Source organism: Ensifer sp. NPDC090286 (assembly GCF_044769565.1).
GTDB lineage: Bacteria > Pseudomonadota > Alphaproteobacteria > Rhizobiales > Rhizobiaceae > Ensifer.
This window is the reverse complement of the sequence record NZ_JBIVYF010000005.1, coordinates 485,865-501,083: the sequence shown is the minus strand read 5'-3', so window position 1 is coordinate 501,083 and position 15,219 is coordinate 485,865. Positions and strand designations below refer to the sequence as shown.

Below are 15,219 nucleotides of genomic sequence, written 5' to 3'. Positions count from 1 at the left end.
TGACAGGATCAGGCGACCCGAGCGGCCGGCTTGACCACATAGGCACACCGTCGCGCGCCGGCCAGGATATGCTCGGCGCGCTCGACTTCGACGCCGGGGCCGAGCACCGCGCGGAACACGCTCAGTTCTGCCCGGCAAAAGCCCTGACAGCTGGTCGCGGCGGCGCAGATCGGACAATGGTTCTCGACGAACAGCAGCGTACCGTCGCCCGGATCCTCGCAAGCCGCCATATAACCTTCCTGCGACCGCAGTCGAACGAGCACGTCGACCCGTTCGCGCAGGCTCTCTTTCTCTACCATCGCCGCTCGATAGTTCTGACGGGTCTCGTCCTCGCGGGCAGCGATCAGCCGGTCGATCGCCTCCTCGCCAAGCGTCTGCCGAATGGTGCGCAACAACTGGACGGTCAGCTCCGCATGCGTATCGGGAAACTCCGCATGGCCGGCAGCCGTCAGCCCCCAGAACTGCGAGGGCCGACCAACGCCTTTTGCCTCAGACCATGACATGGCGAGCCTGTCCTCGGCGAGACGCACGAGCTGCTGGCGCACGGCCTCTCCGGTGATCGCCAGGCGTTTGCCGAGCGCTGCCGCGGTCTGCGGCCCATGTAGCTTGAGGGCCAGCATGATGCGCTCGCCCGGGGTGCGGCCGGCGCTTTGCTCTGGATTTAACAAGTGATCGCTTGACATATTCCCGCGCGCAGATTTACAAAGAATTGTCTTGCTAAATACACTCTCCTCGGTTCGCAGACAAGTGATCGAGAGTGCCCCGCCCGCAAAGGATTTGACCATGGCCTTCGAACTTCCCGCCCTTCCCTACGCCGCCACAGCACTCTCGGAAAACGGCATGAGCGCCGAGACGATCGAGTTTCACCACGGCAAGCATCACCAGGCCTATGTCACGGCGCTGAATGGCTTCGTCGACAAGGATGCCTCGCTTGCAGGCCTGTCGCTGGAAGAGATCATTCGCCTCAGCCATGGCAAGGCGGAACTCGCACCGGTCTTCAACAATGCCGGCCAGCACTGGAACCACATCCTGTTCTGGAACAACCTTTCGCCGAAGGGCGGCCAGATCCCCGGCGCGCTCGAAAAGAAGATCACCGAAGATTTCGGCAGCGTCGCTGCCTTCAAGGATGCCTTCAAGGCAGCCGCGACCGGCCAGTTCGGTTCGGGCTGGGCCTGGCTGGTACTCGGCCAGGACGGCAAGTTGAAAGTGACGAAGACCGCCAATGGCTCCAATCCGGTTGCCACCAACGAGGGCAAGGCGCTGCTCGGCCTCGATGTCTGGGAACACGCCTATTACATCGACTACCGCAACCGTCGCCCGGACTACACCTCGAACTTCCTCGACAAGCTTGCCAACTACGAGTTTGCCGAAGCGGAACTAAAGTCCGCCTGACCGATTGAAGCGCGGCGCGGACTGGAAAACGTTCGCGCCCCGATCGGTCGAAGAGTTGCAGCAGCCGCTCGCCCCCGCCTGAGCTAAGGCTTCTGCAAATCCCGTGGCGTCTCCCCGCCGCCACGGGCTATTTCATCTTGGAAGAAGCCCCATGCGCCAGACACCTCCGCCCTCCCTTGCCATCGACGCCCATGCGGCCCTCGCCGTGTCGAAACCGGAGTTCGCCGATACACTGTCGCATCTCGCCGCGACCGTCTGCGTGGCGAGCGCCGGCAAGGGTGCCGACAGTCTTGGCCGGACGGTGACGGCAACCTTCTCGCTCTCCGCCAACCCGCCCTCGATCGTCGTTTCGATCAAGGCGGACAGTCCGCTTGCCGCGCTGATCGCCGCCGAGCGGGGGTTTTCGCTTGCTATGCTGGCTGAGGGCCAGGAACTGATCGCAGATGCCTTTGCCGGCAAGATCGAAGCATCGAAGCGCTATCTCGTCGGCATCTGGGCGGACTGGCCAAGCGGACGACCAAGGCTGCTCGGCGCGGCTGCCACGCTCGACTGCCTGCTCAGCGCTTCGGTCGAGGTGGGCGACCATATGCTGTTCGTGGGAACAATTGTCGCAACCGAGACGTCTGCCCATGCCGACCCCTTGATCTGGGGCCGCCGCCGGTATCAGTCTCTCGACAGGACGAGATCGCTGCCGACGCTGGCGAGCAATGGGCATGCGCCCCTGAGCCCAAGCAAGCCTGCGGCCTGAACCGGCGATCGCGGAGGAGGAAGCCATGCGGCAAGTGCTCGAAAAGCTCTTACAGGACGGCAGGGACGATGCCCTTTTACGCTTCACGCTCGGCAGCATCTGCCTCCAGGAGGCGGACTTCGATACGGCCTTGGCCCATGTCGAGCGAGCGATCGCCTTCGATCCGGACTATTCGGCAGCATGGAAGCTGCGCGGCGCGATCCTCCTCAAGCTCGGCCGCCACCAGGAGGCAATTCAGGTCTGGCGCGAGGGCCGTACGGTCGCCGAGCGGAAGGGCGATCTGCAGGCGGCAAAGGAAATCGGCGTCTTTCTGAAGCGCCTCGAGCGCCAGTGTCTCGCCGCCAACGGAAACGAGTAGCCGGGCCCGCGGTCAGGATGGAGCGGGCCCGGCAAGCCATGCCGAGCCCGCAGGTATCGCCGGCGATCAGCTCACCGGAAGACCGAGGGCAACCAGAGTGACAGCGCCGGAATGTAGGTGACCGCCATCAGCACCGCGATGCTGGCGCCGAAGAACGGCCAGATCGTGCGCATCGCTTCGCGAATGGTAATCCCGCCGACGGCGCAGCCGACGAAGAGCACGGTCCCGACCGGCGGCGTGTTGAGGCCGATGCCGGCGTTCAGGATCATCACCACACCGAAATGCACCGGATCGATGCCGAAGGCCTTGACCACGGGCAGCAGCACCGGCGTGCAGATGATCACCATCGGCGCCATGTCCATGAAGGTACCGAGGATCAAAAGGATGATGTTGATGACGAGCAGCACGATGATCGGGTTTTCCGAGATCGCGCCGATGGCGCTGATCATCAGTGCCTGCACCTGCAGGAAGGCCATCAGCCAGCCGAAGGACGCCGCCATGCCGATGACGAGTAGCACCATGGCCGTCGTGCGCACCGCCCCCATCACCGCCTCGACGAAGCCGGCCCAGTTGAGTTCGCGATAGACCAGCATCGCAACGAGGAAGGCATAGAGCACGGCAATGCACGAGCTTTCCGTGGCGGTGAAGACGCCGGAGCGCACGCCGCCGAAGATGATGCCGATCAAGACGATGCCGGGGAACGAGGCGAGCAGGTAGTAGAAGACCTTGGCAAAGCCCGGAAACGGTTCGGACGGGTAGCCCCGGCGCCTGGCAACGACATAGGCCGTCACCATCAGCGCAAGCGCGAGCAAGAGCCCCGGGATGATGCCGGCGGTAAAGAGATCGGCGACCGAGACATTGCCGCCGGCGGCGATCGAATAGAGGATCATGTTGTGCGACGGCGGCACCATCAGCGCGATGATCGCCGCATTGACCGTAACGTTGACGGCATAGTCGCGGTCATAGCCGCGCTTGGCCATCTGCGGGATCATCAGGCCCCCGACCGCCGAAGCGTCGGCAACGGCCGATCCGGAAATGCCGCCGAAAAGCGTCGAGGCAACGATGTTGACCTGGCCGAGGCCGCCGCGCAGGTGGCCGACGAGCCCGGCGGCAAACTGGATCAGCCGGTTGGCGATGCCGCCGCGCACCATCAGGTCGCCAGCAAAGATGAAGAACGGGATCGCCATCATGGCAAAGACGTTCATGCCCGAATTCAGCTGCTGGAACACCACCACCGGCGGCAGGCCGAGATAGAGCACGGTCGCGAACGAAGCGATGCCGAGGCAGAAGGCGATCGGCATGCCGATGAGCATCAGGAGGGTAAAGACCCCGAAGAGGATAGTGTAAGCCATTCAGGCCATCTCCTGCACGACGACATCGGCCGCGAGTTCGACACCGAGAAACTGGTCGAGAAAGCGCTCCGCGGCAAAAAGGGCGATCATCGCGCCGCCGACGATGAGCGGGAAAAAGTCGACGCCGCCTGGCCATCCGAGGACCGGAATGGTCGCCGTCCAGGTGCCGGCCGAAAGGAGCAGGCCGTAGTAGGCCATCGCCAGCCCGAAGACGACGATCAGCCCGAGGCTCGCCAGATCCATGGCCAGTTGCACCGACGGCTTCATCACGTGTCGGACGACATCGAGGCCGAGATGCACGCTTTCGCGCACGCCGACGGCAGCACCGAGCATGATGAACCAGGCCATGAGATGGAGAGCCAAGGGCTCCGACCAGCTCGGCGAATCGTTCAGGATATAGCGGGCAAAGACCTGCCAGCCGACGATCAGGGTCATTGCGACCATGCCGATGCCGGCGATGTAGAGCGAAGCGCGGCTCAGCGCGCCTAGAAGCGGACGTATCGCCCGCATGAAACGACGCATGTTTCTTCCTCCTCGGCAAAGGCGATCCGGTGAACAGTTGCGAGGGCCGGCCCCGATCCCGGAGCCGGCCTCGCCGCTGTCACTTGACCGCCTTCACCCTTTCGAGAAGGTCTTTCAGCTTCGGATCGCTGACGAACTGGTCATAGACCGGCCCCATGGCGGCTGCGAACTCCTCCTTGTTGACCTTGATCACGTTCGCACCGGCAGCGCGAACCTTCTCCTCGGACGCCTTTTCGCGCGCGCTCCAAAGCTCGCGCATCTTGCCGACGCTGTCCTTGGCCGCCTGGCGGAGCAGTGTCTGGTCTTCAGGGGAAAGCTTGTCCCAGCTCATCTTGGAAATGACGAGGATTTCCGGATTGAGGGAGTGTTCGGTCAGCGAGTAATTCTTGGCCACCTCGAAATGGCGGGCGGATTCGTAGGATGGCCAGTTGTTCTCGGCACCATCGACGACGCCCGTCTCGAGCGAAGAATAGACCTCGCCCATCGGCATCGGCGTCGGATTGGCGCCGAAGGCCTGCATCATCGCGATCCAGAGATCGGACTGCTGCACGCGGATCTTCAGGCCCTTGAGGTCGGCGAGTTTCTCGATCGGCTTCTTGGTCGTGTAGAAGGAGCGCGCGCCGCTATCGTAGAAGGCAAGACCGATCAGCCCGTGCGGCTCGAAGGCCGCGAGAATCTCGTCGCCGATCGGACCGTCGACGGTCTTGTGCATGTGTTCCGTCGAGCGGAACAGGAAGGGCATGCCCAGCACCATCGTCTCCTTGACGAGGTTGTTGAACGGCGCCGCGTTGACCCGGTTCATGTCGATGACGCCGAAGCGGGTCTGCTCGATCGTGTCCTTTTCGCCGCCGAGCACGCCGTTGTTCATGACCTCGATCTTGATACGGCCGTTGGTGCGCTCGGAGAGCAATTGCCCCATGTACTTGACCGCATCGACGGTCGGGTAGCCATCCGGATGGATGTCGGCCGAACGCAGGGTGATTTCCTGCGCCTGCGCCGCTGTGCCGGCAAACGCCAGCCCCATCGCGACGCAAAGCATGCTTGCAATTTTCTTCATGTTTTCCTCCTCCTCTAGTCGTGCTTCGGCCTCTCCCAAGACCGAGTTTCCGCCCGTCCGGGCCGGTATGCGAAATCTCCATGTCGTGGGTTCCACGGGCGCCTCCCAGCACCCGCGGAAACTATGTCGCGGCGAAGGTCGGCAGCTTGAACAGGCGTTCCGGGTTCTCGACGAGGGCCAGATGCCTGGTCCGGTCGTCGGCAAGCCAGCCGAGCACCAACTCAGCGAGCCGCGCATCGTCGGGATAGTCTTCCGTCTTGCGGATCATGTTGTGCGGCCAGTTGGAGCCCCAGACGATGCGCTCCGGCGCATGCGCAGCAATCTTCCTGGAGACGGCGGCCACATCCTCGTAGGGCCACCCGTCGCGCGAACTCTCGTAGACGCCGGCGAACTTGAACCAGACATTGCCGCGATCGATCAGCGTCAAGAGAGCCGCAATCTCCGGCCCATCCGGATCGACACCGGCAAAGAACTTGCCGTGGTGATCGAGCACCCAGCGCGAGCGGATGCGCGCCAGCCGCGGCAGATGGTCGAGCAACTTGTTGCCGTCGAACTGCACCGCGATCATCCAGTCCGCGGCATGTGCCCGCGCATCGACCGCCTCCAGCGCGTCGAGCCCCACCGCCCCGCCAGGCAGATCCATGATACGGGCGCCGACAACACCCGCTTCGCCGAGCGCGCCCATATCCACGTCCGACGTGGTTTCGTCGATGACGGCGACGCCGCAGGCGACATCGCCCATTTCGGCGAGGCAAGCGAGCAGGTTGGCGTTGTCCTTCTGATGGGCGTTGCCCTGCGTGACGATCACCCTGTTTATGCCGAGCCGGTCCATGACCTGGCGGTAGGCCGCAGCATCCGGTAGTGGCTCGGCCGGCAAGGGCGGCCCTCCGGCAAGCGACGGAAACCCCGGGAGATACATGTGCATCTGCGCGTCGACCGTGCCCTTCGGCAGGCGCGGTTCAGGCGGGCGGCCGGTCAGGGTTCGCTCGATCATTGTGCGCTCTCGGGCATCTTGAAGCTGGCCAGTGCGTCGCGGTCGATCTCGATGCCAAGACCGGGTGCGTCGGGAATGGCAACGACACCGCCCACCGCCTCGATCGGCGTCTTCAGCACCGCCTGGCGGAACGGGTTTTCCGTCCGGTCGAACTCCAGGATCGGCTCGATCGGATTGACCCGCACCGGATCCGGCGTCATCGCCGCCATGAACTGCAGTGCGGCAGCGATGTGCACGCCGGTGCCCCAGACATGCGGCACGATGCGCACGCCGTGCAGCGTCGCAAGGCTTGCGATCTTCGCCATCTCGGAGAACCCGCCACAGCCGCAGAGGTCCGGCTGCAGGATATCGACGGCGCGGCTTTCGATCGCCGGCCACATGCCGTAGCGGCTATGCCAGGTCTCCCCACCCGCCACCGGGATCGGCTGGCCGGCGCGCACCTCGCGATAGGCCGAGAGCTGCTCCGGTACGACCGGTTCCTCGAACCAGTCGATGTCGTAGTCGGCCGCCGCCTTGCCAAGCCGGATCGCCTCGGTGACGGTGTAGCCGTGGTTGGCGTCGATCATCAGCCGCATCTCGTCGCCGATCGCCTCGCGCACCGCCCGGATGACCCGCAGGTCTTCGTCGATGCCAAAGCCGATCTTGATCTTGCAGGCGTGGAAGCCTTGCGTCCGGCGCTCCGCCATCTCCAGCGCATTGTCGGAGACCCGGTCGACGCCGTCGCGCTTGAAGCTGCCGGTCGCATAGGCCCGCACGCTCTCGCGCCAGCGCCCGCCAAGCAGCATGGAGACGGAGGCACGATAGTGTTTGCCCTTGATGTCCCAGAGCGCGATGTCGATGCCGGACAGCGCCGTCACCGCAAGCCCGCGCTGGCCTTGATCGCGCAGCGCATTGTAGAGGATCGCCCAGAGCTTTTCCGTCTGGCGCGGATCCTGGCCGATCAGCCAGGGCGTATAGGCGGCAACCACCGCCGCGTTCGGGCGCGCCGGCCCGAGGCATTCGCCCCAACCGATCGTGCCGTCGTCGCATTCGATCTCGACCAGCACATGGGCGCGACGGTCAAAACGCATGGAGGCGCTTTCGAACGGCACGGCCAGCCGATGTTCGAGAAGATGGGTACGGACGGCGACGATCTTCATGGGCTATCCTCGCAATACGCTCATTTCCGACGCTTGTTCGCACCGATCAGCGCGTCGAGCATGGCGACTTCCTCCTCGGTCAAGTCTTTCAGCGGCGCACGCACCGGACCGGCATCAAAGCCCTGCAGCCGCACGCCGGCCTTGATCGCCGACACCGCATAGCCCTTGGCGCGGTTGCGGATGGCCATGAACGGATAAAAGAACTCGTTGAGGATGCGCTCACAGGTGGCGCGCTCGCCGGCGCGAAGGGCTGAATAGAATTCATTGGCAAGGCCCGGCACGAAGTTGAAGACGGCCGAGGAATAGGTGGTGAAGCCGGCACCGAGATAGGCCTCGGCAAACAGTTCCGCCGTCGGCATGCCGCCGAGATACATCAGCCGGTCGCCCATCTTGGCGGTGACCTGGCGCACCAGGCCGATATCGCCGGTGCCATCCTTGAAGCCGATCAGGTTCGGGCATTCGTCGCAGAGCCGCGCCAGCGTGTCGGCCTGCAACACCGCGTTGTCACGGTTATAGACCATGACGCCGATGCCGACCGACTGGCAGATCGTCTTCACATGGGCATAAAGCCCTTCCTGCGGCGCATCGATCAGGTAGTGCGGCAGGAGCAGGATGCCGTCGGCGCCGACGCGCTCGACCGAGCGGGCGATGTCGACCGCCATCTCGGTGCCATAGCCGCAGCCCGATACGATCGCCGTGTCACCGGCAACATCCTTGGCCGCCCGGACGATGCCGGGGATCTCGTCCGGCTTCAGCGAGAAGAACTCGCCCGTGCCGCCGGCGGCAAACAGCACCGGCGCCCTGTAGCCGGCCAGCCACTCGACATGCGCCCGGTAGCTGTCGGGCGCAAAACGACCCTCCGCATCGAAATGCGTCACCGGGAACGAAAGCAGGCCCGATCCAAGTGCGGCCTTGATTTGCTCAGGGGTCATTTCGTGCGGGCCCTCCCTCAAACTCGACAAGACCTACTAAGCAAGTCATCACACGCATGTCAATATGTCATAATACAAGTCATCATATGAGACATCGAGATTTCCCTCGACCGCTGACCGAAGAAGAACTGGGTTAACGCACAAAGCCGCGCAACGCTCGAACGAACAAGCGAACACCTGCCCCGATGAGCGTTGCAATATAGATATATTATATGTTAGCGGTCATCATATGACATGCAGGTTAGCACTCGCCGAGAGCGTTGGGCCGGCATGAGGGAGGACAGGCGATGGAACGACTTCTGATCACCGGCGCAGCGGGCCAGTTGGGCCGCGTCATGCGCCAAATGCTGGCCCCGATGGCAAGGACGATCCGCCTGTCAGACCGCGCACCGCTCGATCCGCCGGGTGAAAACGAAGAATGCGTTCAGTGCGACCTGGCAGACCGCGGCGCCGTCGACGAGCTTGTCGCCGGCTGTGACGCGATCGTGCATCTGGGCGGCATCTCGGTCGAGCGCCCCTTCTCGGAAATCCTCGACGGCAACATTCTCGGCCTCTACAATCTCTATGAGGCGGCGCGCGCCCACAACAGGCCGCGCATCCTCTTTGCCAGCACCAACCACACGATCGGCTACTATCCGCAAGGCGAACGGCTCGGCCCGAATGCGCCCTATCGGCCCGACGGGCTCTACGGCGTATCGAAGTGCTTCGGCGAAGCGCTGGCGCGCATGTATTTCGAGAAGTTCGGCCAGGAGACTGCCCTGGTCCGCATCGGCTCCTGCCTGCCCGAGCCCGTCAACTACCGCATGCTCTCCACCTGGCTTTCCCATGACGACTTCGTGTCGCTCGTCGAGGCCGTCTTCCGTGTGCCGGTTCTCGGTTGTCCGGTCATCTGGGGCGCATCGGCCAACGACGCCGGCTGGTGGGACAATTCGCATGTTTCCTGGCTCGGCTGGCGCCCGAAGGACAATGCCGAGGTGTTCCGTCAGAAGATCGCTGAAAACACCCCCAAACCGCAGCCAGGGGATAGTCTCGTGCGTTATCAGGGCGGCGCCTTCGTCGATGATCCGATTTATTGAGATATCGCCCCTGGTTCCGGCGCATTGCAGCCAGCCATGGATTGCGCCCTCGATCGGCAATGGCGTATCCAGACACACAACATCCAAGTCGCAGAAACGGCCAAACCCATGAGCAACGTCACCGCACCCGACACACCCGCCCCTCAAGGCAAGACGCTGGTGGCCAAGGTGACGGACGCCCTCAGCGGCCAGATTGGCACCGGGCATTACAAGCCGGGGGAGCGCCTGCCTTCGGAAGCGCAGCTAACCCAGGAGTTCGGCGTGAGCCGCACAGTCGTGCGCGAAGCGATCGCGGCACTGCGCTCCGGCGGGCTTGTCGAAGCGCGGCATGGCATCGGCGTTTTCGTGCTGGAACCTGCACCTTCGACCCCTCTGCCGTTCCACGGCATCGATCTTGCGCGCGTCTCCTCGCTGATTGAGATGCTGGAATTGCGAACCGCCGTCGAGGGCGATGCCGCAGCGCTTGCCGCCCTTCGCCGCTCACCGGCCCAGGAAGAAAAGATCGCCGAAGCGTTCGACAGCTTCTGCGCCAGTGCGGCGGAGGGACGGCCAACGGCGGAGGCCGATTTCAACTTCCATCTGGCAATCGCCCAGGCAACCAACAACCCGCGCTTCAGCGAGTTCCTCCAGATGCTGGGCACGGCGCTCATCCCCCGACGCGCGGTTTCAGAGAGCGGCGAGGAAACCGTTCTGGCGTCGGCGGAGCTGTCGCGATTGATCGCGGAACACGAGGCCATCCTCATCGCCATCCAGGATGGAGACGAGGACGGGGCACGCAGCGCCATGCGCCAGCACCTCAAGAACAGCCAGGTACGCTATCGCTCGATGTTGCGCGCGGCCCGCTGAAGGAACCGGCCGCGAGCCCGCTCAGGCGCGGCCGAGCCTGCGTATGTTGCCGACGAGTTCGCCAGCCAGACGAAGCGCCGCCGCCGTCGCACCGGCCATCTGCGGCATGATCAGCCATTCCAGTGTCCAGGCGGCGCCGGAGCGTTCCTGCTCGTGGACCAGCGCATGGTGCATGCCGGAAAGCTGGGTTGCGTTGAACCGGGCGAGCGCCACCAGAACTTCGGCTGCCACCGGGTTCTGCTTGTGCGGCATGGCCGACGAACCGCCCCCGCCCGCAAGTTCGATCTCGTCGCCCTGCTGCGCCATCAAGGCGACGTCCTGACCGAACTTGCCGAGGCTGCCTGTGATCAATGACAGCGCATTGGCGAAATCCGCCACCTCCGAGCGCTGGCTGTGCCATTGCGGAAAGTCGGCAAGGTCGAGTTCTTCGGCAAGCGTCGCGCGCACGTCGTCTGCGCGGTCTCCGAGCTTCTCCAGCGTGCCGGCGGCACCGCCGAACTGAACGGCGAAGAGATCGCGGTCCATGGCTTCCAGCCGGTCCTTGTGATCGAGCAGCGGCTCGATCCAGCTGCGCAGCCGGTCCGACACGGTGATCGGGATCGCCGCCTGCATACGGGTGCGCCCCATCAGGGTGCGCTCACCCCATTCGTTGTCGCACTCCTCGAGCACCGTGACGATGCTGCCGAGCCGGACGGCGAAAAGCTCGGCGACCGCCTTCATCCGCAGCATCAGGCTGGTGTCGATGACATCCTGGCTGGTGGCGCCATAATGCACATGGTCCGCCGCCTCGCCGCCGACGATCGCCCGCAACTGCCGCACGAGTTCCGGAACCACGACCCCATCGGCCGCCACCGCCCGCCGCAGCGCGCTGACATCGGGCGAGAAGGCACGGCATGCCTCGGTAATCCGGTCGGCAGCCTTGGCCGGGATGATGCCGTGCACGGCCTCGGCCCGCGCGAGCGCCGCCTCGAAGGCGAGCATCGCATGGATATCGGCGGAGGCCGAGAACTCGGCGGCAACCGCCTCATCCCCCAGCAACCCGGAAAGATAAGGGTGGTCGAAGGCGGAATAGGTCATGATTTCCCCGTTTCTGGTCGCGGATGCGGCTCGCCGAACGAAATGCCACCTGCTGCCCGAAGCGCCAACCGTGCGGCACTCCGTGTCCAGGCGTGACATTCCTGTTCAGATGTCGAGGAAGACGGTTTCCTTCTCACCCTGCAGGTGAATGTCGAAGACATAATTAGGCGCCGTTCCGGTCGCGACAAGCGTGGCGACGCGATGGCGATGCTCGATGCGCGCAAGCAGCGGGTCGGCGGCGTTGGCTTCCGCCTCGTCCGGGAAGTACATGCGGGTGTGAAGCCCCACATTGATGCCGCGCGCCACGATCCAGAAGGTGATGTGCGGTGCCATCTGCCGGTCGTGGCTGTAGGGAACCTGCCCAGGCTTGATCGTCTCGAAGGAAAAGACCCCGTCGTCGGCACCGGTTGAACAGCGCCCCCAGCCGGTGAAGTTGGCGTCCGCAGAACCGCGTATCTCGGTCGGCGAATTGTAGAGCCCGGCGGCGTCCGCCTGCCAGATCTCGACGAGCGCGTCCTTCAGCGGCGCGCCGGCGCCGTCGATCACCCGTCCGGTGATGGTGATGCGCTCACCACGCGTCTCGCCGTTCACCATCCGCGATCCGAGGTCGGCCTCGTAGACGCCGCCAATGCCGCAAAAGTTCGGGGTGAGCCCGATATGCACATAGGGACCGGCCGTCTGCGAGGGCGTTTCCTTGAGGTAGCCGAGTTGCTGAACCATCAGTTGCCCTCCATCCGGTTCTCGAACAGCGTCGAGCGGCGTCCCCGCAGCACGATGTCGAACTTGTAGGCGCGCGCGTCGAAGGGGATCGTGTTTGCCCAGTCGAGCGGAGCGATCAATTGTTCGACCGCCTGGCGGTCCGGGATGGTGTTGACGATCGGACACCTCCAAATCATCGGATCGCCCTCGAAATACATCTGGGTGATCAGCCGCTGCGCGAAGCCGTGGCCGAAGACCGAGAAATGGATATGCGCCGGGCGCCAGTCGTTGACGCCGTTCGGCCAGGGATAGGGACCGGGCTTGATCGTGCGGAAAGCGTAGCCCCCTTTCGCATCGGTGATCGTGCGGCCACAACCGCCGAAATTCGGATCGAGCGGCGCGAGATAGCTTTCCTTCTTGTGGCGATAGCGGCCGCCGGCATTGGCCTGCCAGAATTCGAGCAGCGCCCCGGGCACGGCGCGGCCGCGCTCGTCAAGCACCCGGCCATGCACGATGATGCGCTCGCCAATGGCGCTCTCGCCCGGCCTGGCGAAATTGTGGATGAGGTCGTTGTCGAGTTCGCCGATGATCGAATGCCCGAAGACCGGGCCGGTGATTTCCGAAATCGTACCGTCGAGCGAAAGCAGCGCCTTCTGCGGCGAGCGCAGCACCGAGGTCTTGTAGCCCGGCGTCAGCGCCGGTGCGTGCCACCCACGATCGCGCGGGAAAAAGGCGCCCGTCTCCGGTCTTGCGTTGGTTCTGTCGGACATCGCTTCCTCCCGTCAGGCCGCCGTGCCGGCATCGATCTCGGCAAAGACCTGCTTGGCGATCTTGATCGCATGATTGGCCGCCGGCACGCCGGCATAAATCGCCACGTGCAGCAGAGCCTCGCAGATATCCTCGCGGGTGGCACCGGTATTGGCGGTCGCGCGCACATGCATGGCGACCTCGTCGTCCTGGCCGAGGGCGGCGAGCAATGCGATCGTCACGATCGAGCGCTCGCGCTTCGTCCAGGTTGGCCGCGACCAGACATGCCCCCACGCCGCTTCGGTGATCAGTTCCTGGAAGGGGCGGTCGAATTCGGTGGAAACCGACTGCGTCCGATCCACGTGATTGTCGCCGAGCACCGCACGGCGTGTGGCCATGCCCTGGCGATAGCGGTCGGAGGGCGCAGAAGCGTCACTCATGGGTCCTGTCTCCATGCATTGCAATTTCGAAGAAGGCGCGAAGCACCGCAGTCAAGGCTTCCGGGTTTTCGACGCAGGGAATGTGACCGGCATCGCGGATGACTTCGTAGCGCGCACCGGGAATGAGGCGAGCGGTGGCCAGCACTACATCCGGCGGCGTCGAGCCGTCCTGATCGCCGACGACGCAAAGCGTCGGCACCGCGATGCGCGCAGCCGCCTCGGTATAGTCGGCATCACGGATGGCGGCACAGGTGGCGACATAACCGGTCACCGGCTGACGGACGAGCATGTTGCGGTAGCCGGAAAGGGCAGTGTTTTCCGGACGGCGAAAGGCGGGCGTGAACCAACGCTCGAGCACGCTGTCGGCGATCGCCTCGATGCCCTTCTCCTCGACCGCTGCGATGCGCGCCGCCCAACTCTCGGCCGTACCGATCTTGTGCGCCGTGTCGCAAAGGACGAGCGCCCGCACCAGATCCGGTCGCCGCTGGTAGAGCGACTGCGCAATCAGGCCGCCGACCGAAAGGCCGCAGATGATCGCCTGTTTGACCGAGAGCATGTCGAGCAGGCCGGCCAGGTCGTTGGCATGATCCTCGATCGCGTAAGGGGCCGGGCCGATATCCGAGAGACCGTGGCCGCGCTTGTCGTAGAGAACGATGGCGTAATCGCCGGCAAGCCGGACGATGACATCGCGCCAGATGCGAAAATCCGTGCCGAGCGAATTGGCGAAAACCAGCACCGGGCGGTCTCCGGTGGCGCCGATCACCTGATAATGGATCGTGATGTCGTTGATACGGGCAAACTGCACGGGCTCTCTCCTCCGTCACCAAATTGGATATTTAATCTGGTTAGGTAAAATGATATTTCATGGCATTTCATTAACTCGAGGGTTATGAATTCCATGATCGACGCCCGGGTCAAGTTTCGCCATCTGCAGACATTTGTCGAGGTCTCCCGGCAGAAGAGCGTGATGAAGGCAGCCGAGCTGTTGCACGTCAGCCAGCCGGCCGTGACCAAGACGATCCGCGAACTCGAAGAAGTGCTTGGCGTCGCCGTCTTCGAGCGCGACGGGCGCGGCATCAAGATAACCCGCTACGGCGAGGTCTTCCTGCGCCACGCCGGTGCGGCGCTAACGGCGCTTCGGCAGGGGCTCGATTCCGTCTCGCAGGAACGGTCCGGCGACGGCGTGCCGGTCCGCATCGGCGCGCTGCCGACGGTCTCGACGCGGATCATGCCGCATGCCATGACGCTGTTCCTCAAGGAAGAGACCGGCGCCCGCATCAAGATCGTCACCGGCGAGAACGCAGTCCTCCTCGAGCAGCTGCGCGTCGGCGATCTCGATCTGGTCGTCGGGCGGCTTGCGGCGCCGGAAAAGATGACCGGCTTTTCCTTCGAGCATCTCTACTCGGAACAGGTGGTCTTTGCCGTCAGGGCCGGGCATCCGCTGCTGGCAGGCGCCCATTCCACCTTTGCGCGGCTTGCGGATTTTCCGGTGCTGATGCCGACACGGGCCTCGATCATCCGCCCCTTCGTCGAACGCTTCCTGATCACCAACGGCATCGCCAGCCTGCCGAACCAGATCGAAACGGTGTCGGACGCCTTCGGCCGCGCCTTCGTGCGGGCGAGCGACGCGATCTGGATCATCTCCGCCGGCGTCGTCGCCGCCGATGTCGACGACGGCACGATCGCAATCCTGCCGGTTGACACCAGCGAAACGAAAGGTCCTGTTGGCCTGACCATGCGCGCCGACGCTGCACCCACGCTCGCCCTCTCGCTTCTGATGCAAACCATTCGCGAGGCGGCGACGGCAGTCTCGGCCAAGCTCTAGGCGCGGGATCGACCG

At 64.2% G+C, this 15,219-nt stretch carries 18 protein-coding genes; 6 read left to right on the top strand and 12 right to left on the bottom strand.

The features are described from left to right. Positions 1-8 precede the first annotated feature (8 nt). Positions 9-785, bottom strand: coding sequence for a helix-turn-helix transcriptional regulator (locus tag ACIQUG_RS26470; protein WP_402325134.1), 777 nt, complete (start codon positions 783-785; stop codon positions 9-11). Between ACIQUG_RS26470 and ACIQUG_RS26465 the strand changes: the two genes are divergently transcribed. The 3 genes from ACIQUG_RS26465 to ACIQUG_RS26455 all read left to right on the top strand — a co-directional run bounded on the left by ACIQUG_RS26465 (position 784) and on the right by ACIQUG_RS26455 (position 2,498). Continuing rightward, complete coding sequence (locus tag ACIQUG_RS26465) at positions 784-1,392, top strand: superoxide dismutase (protein ID WP_402325133.1); 609 nt, start codon at positions 784-786, stop codon at positions 1,390-1,392. The two genes, ACIQUG_RS26470 and ACIQUG_RS26465, sit on opposite strands and share 2 nt — an antisense overlap. Positions 1,393-1,543: 151 nt before the next feature. Continuing rightward, positions 1,544-2,140 (top strand): flavin reductase family protein, encoded by a 597-nt coding sequence (locus ACIQUG_RS26460; protein ID WP_402325132.1) that lies wholly within the window; start codon positions 1,544-1,546, stop codon positions 2,138-2,140. Between the two features lie 25 nt (positions 2,141-2,165). Continuing rightward, entirely contained in the window at positions 2,166-2,498 is a 333-nt protein-coding gene (locus ACIQUG_RS26455; RefSeq protein WP_402325130.1) for a tetratricopeptide repeat protein, read from the top strand. A 71-nt stretch (positions 2,499-2,569) separates the two neighbouring features. Here the strand turns inward: ACIQUG_RS26455 and ACIQUG_RS26450 are convergent, their stop codons facing one another. From ACIQUG_RS26450 to kdgD, 6 genes are all read right to left on the bottom strand, one after another. Further along, positions 2,570-3,850, bottom strand: coding sequence for a TRAP transporter large permease (locus ACIQUG_RS26450; protein WP_205236266.1), 1,281 nt, complete (start codon positions 3,848-3,850; stop codon positions 2,570-2,572). Beyond that, positions 3,851-4,372 carry a TRAP transporter small permease gene (locus tag ACIQUG_RS26445; protein ID WP_402325128.1) on the bottom strand — a complete coding sequence of 174 codons (522 nt, stop codon included), beginning with the start codon at positions 4,370-4,372 and terminating at the stop codon, positions 3,851-3,853. 79 nt (positions 4,373-4,451) lie between these two features. Beyond that, positions 4,452-5,429, bottom strand: coding sequence for a TRAP transporter substrate-binding protein (locus tag ACIQUG_RS26440; RefSeq protein ID WP_043614729.1), 978 nt, complete (start codon positions 5,427-5,429; stop codon positions 4,452-4,454). Between the two features lie 121 nt (positions 5,430-5,550). Then, a complete protein-coding gene (locus ACIQUG_RS26435; RefSeq protein ID WP_402325127.1) occupies positions 5,551-6,423 on the bottom strand; it encodes an amidohydrolase family protein in 873 nt (290 codons plus the stop codon). Then, positions 6,420-7,562, bottom strand: coding sequence for a mandelate racemase/muconate lactonizing enzyme family protein (locus ACIQUG_RS26430; RefSeq protein ID WP_402325126.1), 1,143 nt, complete (start codon positions 7,560-7,562; stop codon positions 6,420-6,422). Before ACIQUG_RS26430 ends, ACIQUG_RS26435 begins: the two co-directional genes overlap by 4 nt. Before the next feature lie 20 nt (positions 7,563-7,582). After that, positions 7,583-8,494 carry a 5-dehydro-4-deoxyglucarate dehydratase gene (kdgD, locus tag ACIQUG_RS26425; protein ID WP_402325123.1) on the bottom strand — a complete coding sequence of 304 codons (912 nt, stop codon included), beginning with the start codon at positions 8,492-8,494 and terminating at the stop codon, positions 7,583-7,585. Positions 8,495-8,781: 287 nt separating this feature from the next. Between kdgD and ACIQUG_RS26420 the strand changes: the two genes are divergently transcribed. After that, positions 8,782-9,570, top strand: coding sequence for an NAD-dependent epimerase/dehydratase family protein (locus tag ACIQUG_RS26420; protein WP_402325122.1), 789 nt, complete (start codon positions 8,782-8,784; stop codon positions 9,568-9,570). Between the two features lie 108 nt (positions 9,571-9,678). Then, positions 9,679-10,416, top strand: coding sequence for a FadR/GntR family transcriptional regulator (locus ACIQUG_RS26415; protein WP_402325120.1), 738 nt, complete (start codon positions 9,679-9,681; stop codon positions 10,414-10,416). A 21-nt stretch (positions 10,417-10,437) separates the two neighbouring features. Here the strand turns inward: ACIQUG_RS26415 and ACIQUG_RS26410 are convergent, their stop codons facing one another. The 5 genes from ACIQUG_RS26410 to pcaD form a co-directional block, all read right to left on the bottom strand. Beyond that, positions 10,438-11,493 (bottom strand): 3-carboxy-cis,cis-muconate cycloisomerase, encoded by a 1,056-nt coding sequence (locus tag ACIQUG_RS26410; RefSeq protein ID WP_402325118.1) that lies wholly within the window; start codon positions 11,491-11,493, stop codon positions 10,438-10,440. Positions 11,494-11,598: 105 nt separating this feature from the next. Then, positions 11,599-12,213, bottom strand: a complete 615-nt coding sequence (gene pcaG / locus ACIQUG_RS26405; RefSeq protein WP_402325116.1) for a protocatechuate 3,4-dioxygenase subunit alpha — start codon at positions 12,211-12,213, stop codon at positions 11,599-11,601. After that, positions 12,213-12,962, bottom strand: coding sequence for a protocatechuate 3,4-dioxygenase subunit beta (pcaH, locus tag ACIQUG_RS26400; RefSeq protein ID WP_402325115.1), 750 nt, complete (start codon positions 12,960-12,962; stop codon positions 12,213-12,215). Before pcaH ends, pcaG begins: the two co-directional genes overlap by 1 nt. Positions 12,963-12,974: 12 nt before the next feature. Then, complete coding sequence (gene pcaC / locus ACIQUG_RS26395; protein WP_034801802.1) at positions 12,975-13,379, bottom strand: 4-carboxymuconolactone decarboxylase; 405 nt, start codon at positions 13,377-13,379, stop codon at positions 12,975-12,977. Then, positions 13,372-14,184, bottom strand: coding sequence for a 3-oxoadipate enol-lactonase (pcaD, locus tag ACIQUG_RS26390; protein WP_043614862.1), 813 nt, complete (start codon positions 14,182-14,184; stop codon positions 13,372-13,374). Before pcaD ends, pcaC begins: the two co-directional genes overlap by 8 nt. A 93-nt stretch (positions 14,185-14,277) precedes the next feature. On the opposite strand from pcaD, the gene pcaQ reads away from it, so the two are divergent. Continuing rightward, a complete protein-coding gene (pcaQ, locus tag ACIQUG_RS26385) occupies positions 14,278-15,204 on the top strand; it encodes a pca operon transcription factor PcaQ (RefSeq protein WP_402325113.1) in 927 nt (308 codons plus the stop codon). Positions 15,205-15,219: the final 15 nt, after the last annotated feature.